This is a genomic window from Acinetobacter sp. KS-LM10 (genome assembly GCF_036896575.1).
In the GTDB taxonomy this organism is placed as follows: domain Bacteria; phylum Pseudomonadota; class Gammaproteobacteria; order Pseudomonadales; family Moraxellaceae; genus Acinetobacter; species Acinetobacter avistercoris.
Genome location: NZ_CP145906.1, coordinates 1,151,147 through 1,167,413, shown reverse-complemented (window position 1 = coordinate 1,167,413; position 16,267 = coordinate 1,151,147). Strand labels below are relative to the sequence as shown.

At 39.3% G+C, this 16,267-nt stretch carries 9 protein-coding genes, 1 pseudogene and 1 riboswitch; of the genes and pseudogenes, 1 reads left to right on the top strand and 9 read right to left on the bottom strand.

Going from position 1 to position 16,267, the window contains the following annotated elements; genetic code table 11:
* The first annotated feature begins 354 nt into the window (after positions 1–354).
* A complete protein-coding gene (locus tag V5M36_RS05315; protein WP_075175392.1) occupies positions 355–1,896 on the top strand; it encodes a PepSY-associated TM helix domain-containing protein in 1,542 nt (513 codons plus the stop codon).
* A gap of 276 nt (positions 1,897–2,172) precedes the next feature.
* Here the strand turns inward: V5M36_RS05315 and V5M36_RS05310 are convergent, their stop codons facing one another.
* The 9 genes and pseudogenes from V5M36_RS05310 to V5M36_RS05270 all read right to left on the bottom strand — a co-directional run bounded on the left by V5M36_RS05310 (position 2,173) and on the right by V5M36_RS05270 (position 16,185).
* Positions 2,173–3,558 carry a methylenetetrahydrofolate reductase C-terminal domain-containing protein gene (locus V5M36_RS05310; protein ID WP_005267252.1) on the bottom strand — a complete coding sequence of 462 codons (1,386 nt, stop codon included), beginning with the start codon at positions 3,556–3,558 and terminating at the stop codon, positions 2,173–2,175.
* Positions 3,559–3,667: 109 nt separating this feature from the next.
* Positions 3,668–3,961: a hypothetical protein gene (locus V5M36_RS05305; protein ID WP_075175391.1), complete on the bottom strand. Its 294-nt coding sequence runs from the start codon at positions 3,959–3,961 to the stop codon at positions 3,668–3,670.
* A 159-nt stretch (positions 3,962–4,120) separates the two neighbouring features.
* On the bottom strand, positions 4,121–5,254 hold the full coding sequence (locus tag V5M36_RS05300; RefSeq protein ID WP_075175390.1) for a 5-methyltetrahydropteroyltriglutamate--homocysteine S-methyltransferase: 1,134 nt from the start codon (positions 5,252–5,254) through the stop codon (positions 4,121–4,123).
* Positions 5,255–5,568: 314 nt separating this feature from the next.
* Positions 5,569–7,377 carry a TonB-dependent receptor domain-containing protein gene (locus V5M36_RS05295; RefSeq protein ID WP_338562784.1) on the bottom strand — a complete coding sequence of 603 codons (1,809 nt, stop codon included), beginning with the start codon at positions 7,375–7,377 and terminating at the stop codon, positions 5,569–5,571.
* Between the two features lie 126 nt (positions 7,378–7,503).
* A riboswitch (cobalamin riboswitch) is annotated at positions 7,504–7,649 on the bottom strand.
* Between the two features lie 142 nt (positions 7,650–7,791).
* Positions 7,792–8,022, bottom strand: a pseudogene (locus V5M36_RS05290) (integrase core domain-containing protein); the annotation flags it as partial.
* Positions 8,023–8,156: 134 nt separating this feature from the next.
* Positions 8,157–11,411, bottom strand: a complete 3,255-nt coding sequence (locus tag V5M36_RS05285) for a type I restriction endonuclease subunit R (RefSeq protein WP_338562781.1) — start codon at positions 11,409–11,411, stop codon at positions 8,157–8,159.
* A 34-nt stretch (positions 11,412–11,445) separates the two neighbouring features.
* Positions 11,446–12,363 carry an Abi family protein gene (locus V5M36_RS05280; protein WP_338562779.1) on the bottom strand — a complete coding sequence of 306 codons (918 nt, stop codon included), beginning with the start codon at positions 12,361–12,363 and terminating at the stop codon, positions 11,446–11,448.
* A 187-nt stretch (positions 12,364–12,550) separates the two neighbouring features.
* Positions 12,551–13,912: a restriction endonuclease subunit S gene (locus tag V5M36_RS05275; protein ID WP_338562776.1), complete on the bottom strand. Its 1,362-nt coding sequence runs from the start codon at positions 13,910–13,912 to the stop codon at positions 12,551–12,553.
* On the bottom strand, positions 13,912–16,185 hold the full coding sequence (locus V5M36_RS05270) for a type I restriction-modification system subunit M (protein ID WP_338562773.1): 2,274 nt from the start codon (positions 16,183–16,185) through the stop codon (positions 13,912–13,914). Before V5M36_RS05270 ends, V5M36_RS05275 begins: the two co-directional genes overlap by 1 nt.
* Between the last annotated feature and the right edge of the window lie 82 nt (positions 16,186–16,267).

Genomic DNA, 16,267 nt, shown 5'->3' with positions numbered 1-16,267 from the left:
AAGAGTTATACAGATCAAAACTCTCTAAGATTGGCTATTTAGCTTTCAATTTCATCATCAAATATACTGCGATCAAACGCCTTGAAACTTCATTTAATTACACTTTATCGCTTTATGATTGGCTTTGGTATTGGCTATCTATGCACTTATTTTTTTGCCCTCAATTTGATTCATTTATGCCAATCTTTTTTACCTAAAGCCGAATCTGTTTTGCTTGGCTCATTGGTCGCACTTATCTTTTATATCGCATTTGTCATTTTGATTTTTTGTATCAAGAACCTGAAATGGTTGTCTCTATTAAGCCTGATTGTACTCAGCATTTTATTTCTTACACACAAGTTTTTAGGATAATTCATGCTGAAATCGATTAGACAATCTACGGCAACTTTGCATTCTTGGCTAGGCTTAATTTTTGGTTGGTTGCTCTTTCTCATTTTTGTGATGGGATCATTGAGTTTGTATAAAACTGAAATCAATTACTGGATGCAACCTCAATTTGCAACTATGCAAACTAGCTCTAATGAGGCAGCTCAATCCGCTTTTGCCTATTTACAAACACATGCTCCCGATGCAAAAAGTTGGTTTATCCATGTTGCTCATGATAATGCACCTGTAAATCGTGTCTTTTGGCAAACGGCTGAAGGTGCTTTCGAAAATAGAATATTAAATGCTTCAACTGGCAGTGAATTACAGTTATTAAATACCCAAGGTGGTGATTTCTTTTATCGACTGCACTTTCAACTCTATGGCATGTCTTATATGACAGGACAGATCATCGTCACTTTTACTGCCTTTATTTTATTAATTTTATTGATTTCTGGTGTGATTACTCATAAAAAATTACTGATCGAATTTTTTACTTTACGTACTAATAAGGGACAACTCTCTTATCTTGACTATCATACTGTATCCGCTGTCACAGCGATGCCGTTTTTCTTTGTGACGGCATTTACAGGCTTGGCGATGTTCTTTTATGTACTCTTCCCTGCAAATTTAAAACTCAGCTATCCTGACAATCCTTTTCAGTATTTTGAAGAGATCCGTACAATACCTCAGCAGGATTTACTTTCAACTCCTGAAAAAGCAGAAATGCGCCCTATACAATACTTTTTAAAGCACACGACTCGACAATGGGGAGTTGCACCCTTAGATACAATTACAGTAAAAAGTCCAAATACATCATCGGCCCATATAACAATTAATAAAAAAGAAGATCGTACGATCACACGTAACCAAGATCAGTTTATTTTTAATGCACATACAGGTGAATTGCTTAAAAACAATCGAAATACAAGTGCATTAGCAACTTTGAATAATGGAATATATGGCTTACACATGGCACGTTATGCACAGCCGAGTTTACGATTCATCTTGTTTTTATCGGGCATACTCGGAGCAACAATGATTGCTTCAGGCTTATTTTTATGGAGCTTAAAAAGACAGATAAAAAATAAAAAACAAAGCTTTCATCTTGGTGCATATCTGGTCAACAGACTTAATATGACTGCAACTATAGGTCTTGGTATTGCCGTACTGAGTTATTTCTATATAAACCGCTTAGTGACAGCACCTTACAATTTACCCAATTATGAAATTACTACATTTTTCTCAGTGTGGTTCATTTGCTTTTTAATCGCTTGTTTAATGCCACAGCATCAACTTTGGAAAAGCTTACTCAAGGGCTTCATCATTCTCGCTCTTATACTACCTATCATAAACCTATGCTACTTATTCAATCATCATCTTATTTCTTCATTCTCATCGTATTGGATGTTCTTGAGAGTTGATCTACTCATTCTTCTGTTTGCTTTGTTGGCTATATTTTTACATCAAAAAATAGCACCAATTGCATCAAACCAAGTGACTCAAAATCAGTTTATAAACGGTATACGCTAAATGAAACTTATCATTGGTCTAGGCTTGATCATTTTAGCTATGCTGTTATTTTTTGCAGTGAGCTCAAAGCAGCGTATAAAAACACAACAAAGTCGCTTTGCTGTACTTAGTCAGTATCCCCAGATCTCTAGATTTCTAGGAATACTGCTTTTAGGATTATCCTTGTTTCCACTTTGCTCACATTATGGAAACAGTATTGGTTTTATTTCACTATATCTTTTGATCACGCCTATTCTTTTGATTTTGATATTCATTAAACGTAATTAATGTAATGAATTAAGCTTCTGTATACCAATTTTTCCAAGAACTAGTGCCACGTACTTCAAGTGGTACAGTTGGAATCAATTTTTCTTTTAGAACGTCAGTCTGTCCCACGGCTTTGGCAAGCCGGGCTTTCACAGAATGAATGCATTCTCGATCTCCAAATTCACAGCGGTCTAAGGTAGTCCCCCCACAAGGACCATTCGCCAATCCTTTTGGACAGGTTTCAGGACAGATATATAAAGTATCTCCTAGCCTGCATTGACCACAGCTTTCACAGCCCACAACGCCATGCTTAGAGATAAATTCAGTTTTCAGTAATGCTTTTGCAGCAGGTGTATGCTCCCAAAATGAGGCTTTAAAAATAAAGCGTCCGATACCCTTGGCAATTTTGGACTCAAACAATGCCTCATGCATGAAATGTAGTTGCTGATATTTAATCAACTGACTGGATGTCGGCTGACGGGAGTAATAAGGCAATTCTGGCATGAACTCTTTTCCAGTCTTCACTTGCCATAATGAATTCCAGAGAGCTTCAAGTGCATTCAAATCCAGATGCCGATATTGTTCTATATAGCTTTCCAAAAGCATCTGCTCTTCAGGCTTGTAACAGGCTGAAAGGTGAACTCCGGCAAACCCAAGATGTTTACACATCAGGATCTGTAAAGCACAGCGTAAATGAACCCGATCACTCAACCCATCCTGTTTTTCCTGAGCCAACACCCCTAACATATAGGGTGTAATCACAATACCAGCGACTTTATTTTTCACCATAAAATTGGCACGAGCAAAACTCAGCGGCATAACACAAGCAAGTATTTTTTGTTGGTAATGATGACGATTTAAAAAAGCCTTTACTTGTTTTAAAGCATCCATGTCATACCCTAATTGGGTAATAATAAAATCTGCGCCTGCCTTCATCTTTTTGTGTAGTTTTAGATATTGTGCGTCACGCTCAGCTTCAGCATATTTGAACGGGTTAAAGGCCACACCTAGATGAAATCCACCACGGCGCTTGGCTACCATCACGGCATTCACCGATTCTAGATATCGGGTACGTCCAGATTCATCCCCCCCATAACTGTGCTCTTTGAGCTTATCGCCTGTCAGCAATAAAAGATTCTTAATATTGGCTGATTTGGCTTGATCTAAAAATAATTCAAAATCCTGAATATCTCGATCTTTCCCAGAAAAATGCAGAACTTTATCGCTCGATTTTGAATAATGCTGACTAGCCTCAAGCGGTGCCATATCATGGTCTGAATGGACACGGTCAGCAATTGCAATAAAAGCTGAGAAACCCGCAATATCTTGTGCTACATGTTGAGTTTTAGATGAAGTCAAATATTCAACTAAAATACAAAATTTATAATGTTCTAAGTGTTGAAAAAAATTAAGCATGTCCCTTGATTAACCAAATATCCTAAAGCTAAAACATTATTTAAAATTCAGGAAAGAACATGTCATTGTAGATAAATACAATTTGAATGTTCTCTCCTGTTCACATTCTTTATTTTCTTTTAGCTGAGCTGATTTTAATTTGACGCCTAAGCGTATTAATTTTTTGCTCAAGTAGCTGAATGATCAGATCAGAACCGCTTATCCAATTGTCATGATCCTGAAATTTCACATCATCTTTTAGAGCCGTTTCTGATTGAGCACCATTTGTATTTTTTCTAGATATCTCGAAACCTAGAATACTACTTTCCGTAGAACGTATTACCTTTAACACACTAAAATCAATTGGGTTATTGGTATTTGTCATTCGACATACTCGACCAATAAATTCTTTATCCTTTAACATCTTTACTCTCAAACCAACGGATAACTTACTTAAAACTTTTAAACATACTGATTAATTTGAATATCTTGCAAAAGGATTAATTAAAGCATTTACAGTTATTACCAAGGCAATAATACGCATACTTTGACTGATCACTTTTACAAGACGTAAATGATGAAATTAAGGCCAGAACTTTTTTGCGACCTTGTTCATTAACTTGATTTTTTCCCATTGGGTATCATAAGAAATTTTGTTGCCCTCCTCAGTTGAAGCAAAACCGCTCTGTAAACACAGCCCTAATTGCTCAATGGGTAAAAATTGAGTTGCGTCATGGATACGCTGTGAAATGTCATCTTCACTTTCCACATACTCTTTTTTCGAAGAGACTAAGCCCAAAAATACTTCTGTTTGTGTGCCTTTGAGTAGCGCAATAGGTTCAAATCCACCTGCCCGATCTGTATCAAATTCCAATAAGTAACGATCGATATTGGTCAACTGTTTGAAAATATATGTAGAGATAAAGTGATAATCTCCTTGATACAACCAGCTCGAACTAAAGTTGCCACGGTCAATATGCAACGATATAAATAAATCTTCTGGTTTATCTTTGAGTGCAAGATTGAGTATTTCTACACCTAGCATTGCTAAGTCATGATCTGACATACCAGAAGTGATTTCAGTTGCTTTATATTCTTCATCACTTAAATAGGCCCAAAACTCATCATTCAGTTGTAAATATCGACAACCTTCTTGATACAGCGCTTGAATTGCATCTTGGTAAGCTTTTCCAATATCTGCAATATAGTCATTGATACGATCTGCATAGAACCGATTGTTTCTTAAGTGTGGAAAAAGCAACATCGTTGGACTGGGTATGCAATATTTAGCAGTTGCAAAACCTTCAATTGCTTTATGTAGATAACGATAATGAATCAGACTTGTGTGTTCTTCTGACCAAGCAATTTTCCCTGTGATACGGATGTCAATCGGTTTACTGATCGCATCTTTATATTTCAATCCATCACGTACTTTGTAGCTTTCTATGCCTTGCAATTGCTCAAGAAAATCGAAATGCCACCAAGTACGGCGAAAATCACCGTCTGTCATAACGGTACAGTCTAGATCAAGCTGAATATCAATCAGATTGTCAATTTCTGCATCTTCAACTTGTCTTAAAGTTTCCTCATAAATCACTCGATCAGCAAAATCGTAACGTGCTTTTTTGAGTTTCAACGCTCTTAAAAAACTACCAATATGCTCCACTTTGTTGTGTGCATATTCTGCTTTTGCATTGGGTGTTATATTACTTGTCATAGGAGATATCTTGCTTAAATTTAAAAGAATTTAAAAATGAAATAAAAAGAAAAGCCAGATGAGACTTCATCTGGCAAAGGCTCGTCAAAATGGGAAAAATACAGCCGACTATTACCAATAAGATCGCAATAAAAATGAAAAAGAAGTGAAACCCATTTAAGATTTCCACCTATAAAACGGGAAATTACAGGTGGCATCAAGGATGGAGGATCTAAAAATATGAACCTATACTATCTAAAAAGAATGATTCATGTACTGAAATATTCTCAAGTAAACGTTAATAAATCTCAGCTTCTTGTTCAATTTTTAGATCATTATTTCATCGCATAACGAAGCGTTACCCAAGCCGTTCTGCCCTCTTGACGATATAAATCACCTGTATAAAAGTTATTGGTGTAATACTCTTTATCAAACATATTTGCTAATTTAGCTTGTACACTAAATTCAGGTGTTACTTGGTACGCTACACGCACATCCGCGATTGTAAAACCTGCTAATTTTGCTGTGTTTTGTGGATCTGTATAACGCTTATCTTCCGCATGTACCGAGCCACCGATTGTCCAATCTTCAACTTTATAATCGAGACTCGCATTCAATAATTGTGCAGGTTTAAATGTGAGCTGTTTACCTTTATCAGTTTGATTTTGATTCTCCGGATCTTGGTAGGTATAGTTTACATTCCATGATAAAGCATCAAAATTTTGCCCCAGACCGAGTTCAATACCTTTAATTTTTGCTTGTCCGTTATTTTGGTTGGCAATCAGGTTATCAATTTTGTTTACAAAACCAATAAGTTCCCAATCTAATAACTGCGAGCCTTTGAATCCAATTTCAATATTTTCAGATTCTTCAGGTTCTAAATTTGGATTCGCGTAACCAGGATAGTAAAGATCATTAAATGTTGGTGAACGGAAAGCCGTTCCATAAGACATATAAGCATTATAGTAATCATTAAATTGATAACCTAAAGCAATATTTCCTGTCGTATGCTGTCCAAATTGCTCATTATCATCCGAACGTAAAGCAGCTTGTAAATTTACCGCATTAAATTGACCGATATATTGTGCAAACAAACCAATGTTATTACGTTCTTTTTCATCATAGTCCTTTGAACTGGTTACTTTATCATTTAGATAATCCACACCTGCTACCAAGCTATGATTTTTATTAAATTCAATCGTGTTTAACCATGAAACAGTTTGTTTTTCTGTATCAAACTTACCGGTTGTTTTATTTGAATCGAAAGTCTCGTACTTATCTTGGCTAATGCCAACATTGAATTTACTTGTCCAAATATCATTTGGAGTAAACGTTAAGCCAGCACCATATACATTCTGTTGAATCTCATTTTCAGGATTCACTCCACCATCATACTCAGCTTCCCCTTGAACATGTAAAGCATTGACATCTATAGCGAAGAGTTTGTTGAATTGATGACCCGCTTTTAAGGATGCAGAAACATTCTCATAGCCATCTTTATCTTCTTCGGTTTTTGACGTAAGAACATCTAGACCTTGCGTTTTTAGGCCAGCTAAACTCGCACTCACCCAGGTATTCTCTTTACGGATATCAACACCTACATTCGCATCATAAGTTTCGTGTGATCCATATTTTAATGATGCGTAAGGTTTAATACCGTCTGCAGTACCTTTACGTGTATAAATTTGAATAACGCCGCCTACAGCTTCAGAACCGTACAAACTAGAACGTGGGCCACGAACAACTTCGATACGCTCAATTTGATCAATTGGTAGATGTTCAATTGCTGTTTGACCAGTTGTTGCTGATGCTAGTTTTTGCCCATCAACCATAACCAATACAGCATTGGAATTTGTACCGCGAATTGAAAGACCCGTTGTCTGACCTAATCCACCTGTATTGACATAACTAATACTAGGAATCGTACGTAATAAATCTTGTAAAGAGCTAAACTGTTTACGTTCAATTTCTTCACGTTCAATCACTGTTACAGCAGCTAACGTATCAGTATTTGCTTGCTCAACCAAGTTAGCAACGACATTAATTTTAGGAAGTTGGAAAACAGTTTTTTCTGCTGCCATTGCCATAGACAATGGAGATAAGACTAACAAACCACCTAAAGCGATTGTATACATTTGATTCATGATATACCCCAAAATTTCGCACCGCCCGTGCAAATATAAATGTGAAGCGCGCGGACGGATTTTGGGTAAGCAATACCAAATCAAATATAAAAAGTATGCAATCCCTGTTTTAACGCCCGCCGCATTAGTTAGGTTGTGCAGCAGGCCGGTCTCCGGACTTAAGGATGTTGCTATCCTATTCACCGTTGCGGGGGCAGTGTTAGCTTACACATACGTGTACTAACTTCCCAGTTTCACTTCTCTATAGAAGCACCTGAAGCAGGTACAGAGACTAAAACTAAGTCCTTGCCAAGTCAAACTGTTTCTGATTATTCGTATTACTCTCATAAAGCTAAATTTTCTAAGGAATATAGAGAGGTGGTCCCACTTGTTTGAACAACTAAAAGCTTATTTATAAGTGATATTCTGCTCTAGTTAAGCTACCTTATTTTGTTGTGGTAGCTGGTCATAGTAAAACTCATCTGGAGTCATTTTGTCCAGACTCGAATGAGGTCGTTTCAAATTATAAAATTCAAAATATGCACTCAATTGCTTTTTCGCATCGGTGACACTGCTATAAGCTTTGAGATACACCTCTTCATATTTAACGCTTCTCCATAACCGTTCAACCATCACATTATCAATCCATCGACCTTTACCATCCATACGGCTTTGTTGCATAAATATCTAAGACTATGATTTTTTTAATTCATTTTTGGATTAAAAATCAAACAAATCTTTAAGAATCAGCATCTTGAAGAATGTTTATGCAACAAAGCCTCTTTATTTTATAAGAAAACTTAGCGTTCTTTATTAACCAATACATCATAAATAATATGCGCAAACTGCCTCATCTTCGCAGGATCACACATCAACTGTGTCATTTGCTCCATATGCGCTGCATTACTGTCTAATACCGCATCATCAAGCGCCGTGTCAAACTCACCCAGCATGGCCTGTTCACGAGTGTTGGTATGAATCTGTTTCATCATTCGTGTGTTCTCTGACATCTTGTCAGCAATGGTCAGAGCATAGTTGATCATGTCTTTCTCTGTCAGATTGTCCGTCACAAACAGATCATTCATACGGCTTAAAATCTGCGACAAAAAGTCTTCTTTCTTGTCTTTCGGCTTTGCAGTACCCAGTTCATTACCAGGCTCAAGTTTATGCTCGGTACTATCGGCTTTAAGCTGAATATCCTGTTGGCGTAACTTGGACAAACGGTAATGCGTCATTGCAACATTGCTTAGATCAACCTCATCCTCTTCGGCCACCTGTTCACGCAGTAATGGGCGCAAGTTAAGGGCAAAAAGACTGAGCTTCTCCAACTCCTTGTCGTCATATTCCACGATCTGCGACATAAACTCATAGAAACGGGTAAAACTACCTAAATCCTTTTTAAAGATTTCCAGTGCATCACGGGCTTTCTTCGCTTCAGCAAATTCGTTTTCCGCATTGGCAATTAGTACGGCGTCCCCTGTCTGCTTACAGCGTTCTAAACGGTTCTTGGTGACATCATAATCATTCACGGCTGCCGTGTAACGATGTTGCCAGCGTTGCATCGCAGGCTTACAGATATTGGCAAGTGCTGCATTGGATTTGTTCTTGCTATAGAAAGCTTCTGTAAACTGCTCTACCTCAGTCATAAGGAAAATACCTGCTGACTTCAACTTGTTGGCCAGATCGTACACTTGATCAGGATTGGACACATCTGCCAGTTCTGCTGTTTGGTAGTAAGGTTGGAAGGCATCCAGTATATCTTGCGGTTCATTAAAGAAATCCAGAACAAAGGTGCCAGTTTCTGCTTTACCCGGATAAGTACGATTCAAACGAGATAAGGTCTGTACGCACTCTACTCCACCTAGCTTTTTATCTACGTACATAGCACACAGCTTCGGCTGGTCAAAGCCGGTCTGGAACTTGTTTGCCACAATCATTACCTGAAAGTCATCGCTATCGAATGCCTTACGCATTTCACGACCTTTCAGGTTTGGGTTCATGTTACTTTCAGTAAATTTCTGCCCCAGTAGATGGCTACTATCAGAATCATTCTGGTTAAATTCTACCTCACCAGAGAATGCCACCATGGCTTGAATATTCTGGTATTTGTTCTCAGCAATGTATTTATCAAAAGCCTGTTTATAGCGCACGGCTTCTTTACGTGAGCTGGTCACCACCATGGCTTTGGCCTGACCACCCAATAAACCCATCACGTTCTTTTTAAAATGCTCGATGATCACGCCGACCTTTTGCGAGATATTATGGTCATGCAAGCGTACCCATTGGTTCAGCTTGATCTTGGCTTTTTTGGCATCAACGGTTGCATCTTTTTCTTCAATTTTCTGTTTGAGCTTATAGATGACTTTATAGTTAGTGTAGTTTTTCAATACATCTAAAATAAAGCCTTCTTCAATCGCCTGACGCATGGAGTAAACATGGTATGCCACAGGAATATTGGTTTTTGACGGCGGCATACTTGGATCAGGCAAGCGACCAAAAAGCTGTAGAGTTTTATCTTTAGGTGTTGCGGTAAAGGCATAGAAGCTTAGGTTTGCACTGCCCTTACGTGATGCCATCACGGCATCGAGTACATCTTCAGAAGATAGCTGTTCATCTTCTTCACGCTCTTCAATCATCAGGGTTTCTTTGAGCTGACGCGCCGTAGAACCGCTTTGGGAGGAATGCGCCTCATCGGCAATGACTGCGTATTTACGTTCTTTTAAGCTGGTACTGTTTTCAATAGCACGCAGTACAAAGGGGAAGGTCTGAATGGTGACAATGATAATCGGCTGCGCCATTTCCAAAGCTTTTGCCAGTTTCTCCGATTTGGAGCCATCACCTTCCTTGTTGTTAATCCGCCCCACGACGCCATCTGCATGTTCAAACTGATAGATGGTGTCTTGTAATTGCGCATCTAAAATGGTTCGGTCTGTCACCACAATGACGGAATCAAACATCTTTTTATTGTTAGCATCATATAGGCTAGAAAGCTGATGCGCCGTCCATGCAATTGAGTTGGATTTACCCGAACCTGCGCTGTGCTGAATCAGGTATTTCTGTCCTGTGCCTTCAGCTAATGAGTCCTCAACCAGTTTACTGACCACTTTCCACTGATGATAACGTGGGAAGATCAGGCTCTCTTTTTTGTATATACGACCTTCCCAGTCTTCCTTTTCTTCAATCTGAAGATGGATAAAGTTACCGACAATATTCAGTAAGCTTTCAGGCGTGAGTACTTCATTCCATAAATAGCCTGTTGCATATTCATTTTGATTTTCAGGAATGTCATTGCCTGCACCCTGCTCTTTGGTGCCTTTGTTAAATGGCAGGAAGTAAGTGCTATCACCATTTAAATGCGTCGCCATATAGACTTCATACTGACTGACGGCAAAGTGTACCAATGCACCACGTTTAAACATGAGCAAGGGTTCAGGCTTATTGGTTTCAGGGTCTTTGGGTAAGCGAGTCTTTCTATACTGTGTCATGGCATTTTGCACAGCTTGTTTAAACTCTGACTTAAGTTCCATGGTTGCCACAGGAAAGCCATTGATAAACAGGACCAGGTCAATCCGCCATTTTTTGGCTTGTTTGCCTGTTGCCTCTAATTCGGCTTTGGATGTATATGGGCTATACACCAGTTCAGGCACCACACGGCAGATATTTTGCTGATAGCGTTGATTCAGTTCGGGGTTTAGACCATGTTCAGGTTTAAACTGACAGAATGAAAAGCGTGTGCCACGGGTCTTGATGCCATGACGGAGTATGCCTAATGTGCCATAACTACGGGATTCAACATCGGTGGCATTGATATCGGCTTTTTTAAGCTGAGCCACCACGGTATCTAGAAAATGGCGTTCGGTATCATTGGGGAAGATGTTTTTAAACTTCTGCCACTCGACCTGTTGGGTCTTTTGTACAAAGTCGAGTACATCTTGCCCATACAGGGCTTTTTCACAATTGTAGCCCTGCCCAGAACCCACAATCCAGCCATGTGATTGCATTTGTGCAATGATATCTTGCTGGAAGATAGTTTCTAAAGTTGCATCCGATCTCATGTTTCCCATACCCCTAAATACTCAAATTTCTTTATTACTGTTCTATTTGCCAAATTGGATAACTTTGCCAGTCTTCAGGGAAGCCCATCCATGTTTTTGAGATGTTTGGATGCGTGACCAGAAGCTCAACCAGTCGTTTACGCCATGTATGCTGCGGGGCGATTTTATCCATGAAATAGAGTAGAAATACCAGACTGTTATAAATTTTTCGATCTGCTGCGTTGGTATTTTCAAAATTGCATTGCACCCGAAGCCCCATCGGCTTACTGCGCGGCTTGGCAATGGTTTTGGTAAATTTGCGGTTCCATAGTCTTGAATGATGGGCACAGGTATTTCTTAGGTAGACAAAGTGCTGTAACAGCCCTTCAAACTGTTTTTCATCGCAATCAAAATGACTGGAAATGGCTTTACGTGTCTGAATCGGTGCCAAGAGCTGATACCATTTAGACAGTTGCCCAAAACTCATGACTTCGCAGGTTGCCCAAATCGGTGGTAATTCAGGATCATCATAGGTACGTTTATAGTGTTCTATAAAGACTTCATCTGCCCGGGACACTTCAGTTTTCAGTGATTCGAGTAAGCTGTGCCATCTAAAGGCGGGTTTAAAGTACTGGCCTTGCAGATAGGCATGACAACCATGCCGATGTGCCAGTTCATAGGCAAAACGGGTACGAACGGCAACTTCCAGACGCTCTATGGCATCCAGGATGAGTAGCCTTAGTTCACGGTCGAATACATACAGCGCTAACACCTGTTCAAAACTCGTATCTGGTTTAAAGCAATGTGGTGAATGGGTGTATTCAAACGGAAGCCAGTAGGCACCTAAGCGATAATAGTTGATCTGCTCTAGGTAAAATTGTGCATCTTGCTCATTGCCAAATTGCATACCTCGAGCTTTTAATAGCTCAATTTGTTCAGCAAAAGTTTTGGCAGGCTTGTTAAAAGATTTCATAGATGGCTTGCCCTGATTGTTATATTTTTTAGGGCTCCAGAAACAAGTAACCCGACAGTTTGAGGATGCAATTGCTTGCCTAGCCTTGTCGGGTGTTGTTGAGCATATAGTGAATCATTGCAATTATTTATGCAATGATTTTTTGTATCTGCTTGATTCCACATTTGTTTGAGGCAACTGAGAATATTCATAGGCTTAACCCCGTTTTAGCCTCATTGGGGTGTTGCCAGTTGCGTACGTCGATTTTGCCTGTGACCGCAGAAGATATCAGGGCTGTACGGCGTTCTTGCATCAGTTGAATGGCTGATTCGGCATTTTCGATTAGCTTTTTATATTTTCCTGAAGCTTGTTCTACATAATTTAGAATCGCTGTTTGTTCTTCAATTGGTGGGACAGGTGTACGCACTTTACCTAAAGTTTCGGTATTCAAATTATCCATCGTTGAACCTTTCGATTCTAATGAAAGCTCTGCAACTAGACCGTCTGATGTAATTAACAAATATGCATATTCAGGAATTAAATTATCGTTAAGCTTTGCTTTTAAACTACCTGTACCACAAAGCCATCCCACGTTTTCATCCCTAACAATCGCACAACGACCAAGTTCACCTCGTCTAGCAAAAATGATGTCACCCACCGCTAATTTATGTCTACTTAATCTTTCTTGAGTTACTTGATCTACTGTTATTTGGGTATCAGGAACAAGAACACCATTTATCATGTGTGCTGGGTTAATTAAAGGAATACCATCTTCAATATAGTCCTCAGCATGTAACTGACTACCAAAAGGACCAGTTTGAATATCTAGCATATTAAATTTTAATTGAGCAACGACCCAATGCTCAGGCACTTTTCCTAACCATTCCACACCTGAATCTTTCATTGCAACATCAGGATTTAAACCTTTGGTCACAGCATGGCTAATCACTGCTTGACGCTTTTCTTTAAGCAGTTCAATCAGCTTTTCTTGTTTGGCAATTAAGGTGTCGATTTGCGCGGTTTCATGGTCGAGGAAATTAATAATATTTTGAATATCTTCAATAGATTTGGGTAAAGCAACTTTAATATCACCAACAGTATCAGTATTTAGATTTAATTGAGTTCCCATTTTACCAAGCCCTTTATAAGCTTGTTCTCCTGCAAACACATAAAACAAAAACTTATTAGGAATTTTTAAATCAGGGAAATAAACAAAACCATCGTGAATACATGCCTTAATTTTATTAATACATGGCTTTCCAACTGTACCAGCGATACTTAAAAATAATTCATTCGGCTCTAACTTTACGCTTAAAGAACTACCTAAATCAGACATCGTTTGAGTAGTATTTAAAAGGTAAGTATCTGAAGCTGAAACATCAGCAATTCTGACCCATGCATACTCCCCATTATCATCAAAATATTTAGGATCATCAATTGGTCTTGGACTAGCTCCACGTTTCACTGAACTAAGGTGCTTAATCTTGATGATTTCCCAATTTTTAGGAACTTGCTCCAACCACTCAACACCTGAATCTTGATATTCAGCATATTTCTGATATTTCGCCATTAAGAATGCACCTCTTGAAGCAATGCCATAATTTCACGGCTGACCGCATCCAAATCTGCATCAATCTCGGCTAAATCACGTGGTGGTTCATACACATAAAAATGACGGTTAAATGAAATCTCATAACCCACAATACCAATTTCGCTATCTTGTGCATCACGCTTATCGGCATTAATCCATGCATCAGGCACATGTGGTTGTACTTCACGCTTAATGTAAGACTCGATTAAATCGGTGGTGCTTTGGCTAGGGTCAAGGGCAATGTTTTCCGCATCACGTAAATCACCATCCTGCACAAACTCAACCACTTTGCCTTTATAAGCAAACTGACCATACAGCGGATTTTCTGCGCCTTTCACCACTTTATTGATGACAGGTTCAGCATCAGCATTCTTCCAGGTGATGGCATCAATGAATTGCTTCTTCTCTTTGCTCTCAAGTTTCACATTGGCATCTTTGAGTGCTTGTTTGAGTACGTCATCAAAAGCATTAAAGTCATCACATTGCGCCGTACCAATTTTGGCTTGTAAGGCTTGGGCTTTATTGAATAACTGACGTTGCTCTAACCACAGTTTCGGTTCAAGTACGGTTTTAATATCTTTTTCTTTCAGCTCGCTAAATTCAGCTTTAATCAGCGCACGAATCTCGGCTTCATACTCCGTCAATTGACCATAACTGTCTGCTGTCCATGTTGCGCCGTATTGCTCATACAGCTTTTGCATCACCGCATTAAAAGGCTTCGGTGCGAAACGTAACGATGCTACAGCAGCATTACTCACCTGAGCAGATAAACGCAAAGGACGCTCGATGGTCACACGGCGATAGCCAAACTCATAACTGTTAAAGATTTTGCTTGAGAAAGGCTTTTTCTGATCACTTTCACCATCATGGGCTAAGGTATCTACCGCTTCAAATGCGCCGTAGTTTTGGGTAATAGTACGGATTTCTTCATCGGTTAAATAATTACGCTTCGAGCCTAAAGACTTACGCATTTTTGAACTGAGGCTAGTAGCATTAATCAAATGTACTTTGCCTTTACGCTCAGCATCTTTCTTATTGCTCAGTACCCACACATAGGTCGCAATACCAGTGTTATAGAACATGTCAGTTGGTAGCGCGATAATCGCTTCTAACAAATCGGCTTCTAGAATATAACGGCGGATTTCACTTTCACCACTACCTGCACTTCCGGTAAACAAAGGCGAACCATTCAGGATAATGCCGATACGACTACCCTGACCATTGCTGTCAGTATCACGCATCTTGCTAATCAGGTGCATCAGGAACAGTAAAGAGCCATCTGATACACGAGGCAAGCCTGCACCGAAACGCCCTTCAAAACCTTTTTGCTCATGCTCATCTTTGATGTCTTGTTCGATCTTCTTCCAATCCACACCAAATGGTGGATTTGACAGCATGTAGTCAAATTTCTCATATGCCAGTTGGTCATTAGACAGCGTATTACCCAATTTGATGTTACGTACATCCTGCCCCTTGATCAGCATATCCGCTTTACAGATCGCATATGACTCTGGGTTGAGTTCCTGACCAAACACCCGCATTACCGCTTCAGGGTTATGCTCATAGACATATTCTGAACCCGAGGATAAAAATCCACCCGTACCCGCCGTGGGATCATATACGGTGCGGATAATGCCTTCTTTAGTCAAAGCATCATCATCTTTGCTAAAGACCAAACCAGTCGTTAAACGTACGATGTCACGTGGGGTAAAATGTTCCCCTGCAGTTTCATTGGAGCTTTCAGCAAAACGGCGAATTAATTCTTCAAACACCAAGCCCATTTCATGGTTCGATACGGCGCTGTAACTTAAGTCGGTTGCAGCAAACTTTTGCACAACTTTATAAAGTAAGTTGGCATCATCCAGTAGACCAATGAATTCATCAAATTTAAAGTGTTCAAAGATTTCTCGGGCATCTTTAGAAAAGTTCTGAATGTAATTGTTCAGGTTGGCACGGATGTCTTTTTGCCCCAGACTACCTAAATCCAATTCAGAGGTATTAAAGAATGACAGTCCACCTGTTGCCTTGAGAAGCATTTTTTCTTTGGCTTCTTCTGGTAAAGGCATTTGTTTTACTTTTTCATTCGCAGCAAGCACTTCGGCTTTAGTTGGCGCCAACACACACTCAAGACGGCGCAATAAGGTAAAAGGTAAAATCACACGACCATATTGGGATTGTTTAAAGTCACCACGCAGTAAATCTGCCACCGACCAAATGAATGCTGCTACCTGTGAAAAATTATTATTTGTCATTAAAAAATACCGCTTGCCCTAAGGCTATAAAACTTGAAATTTATAGTGATGATTGTGCCTGATTTACAACATGTTTTGCTAG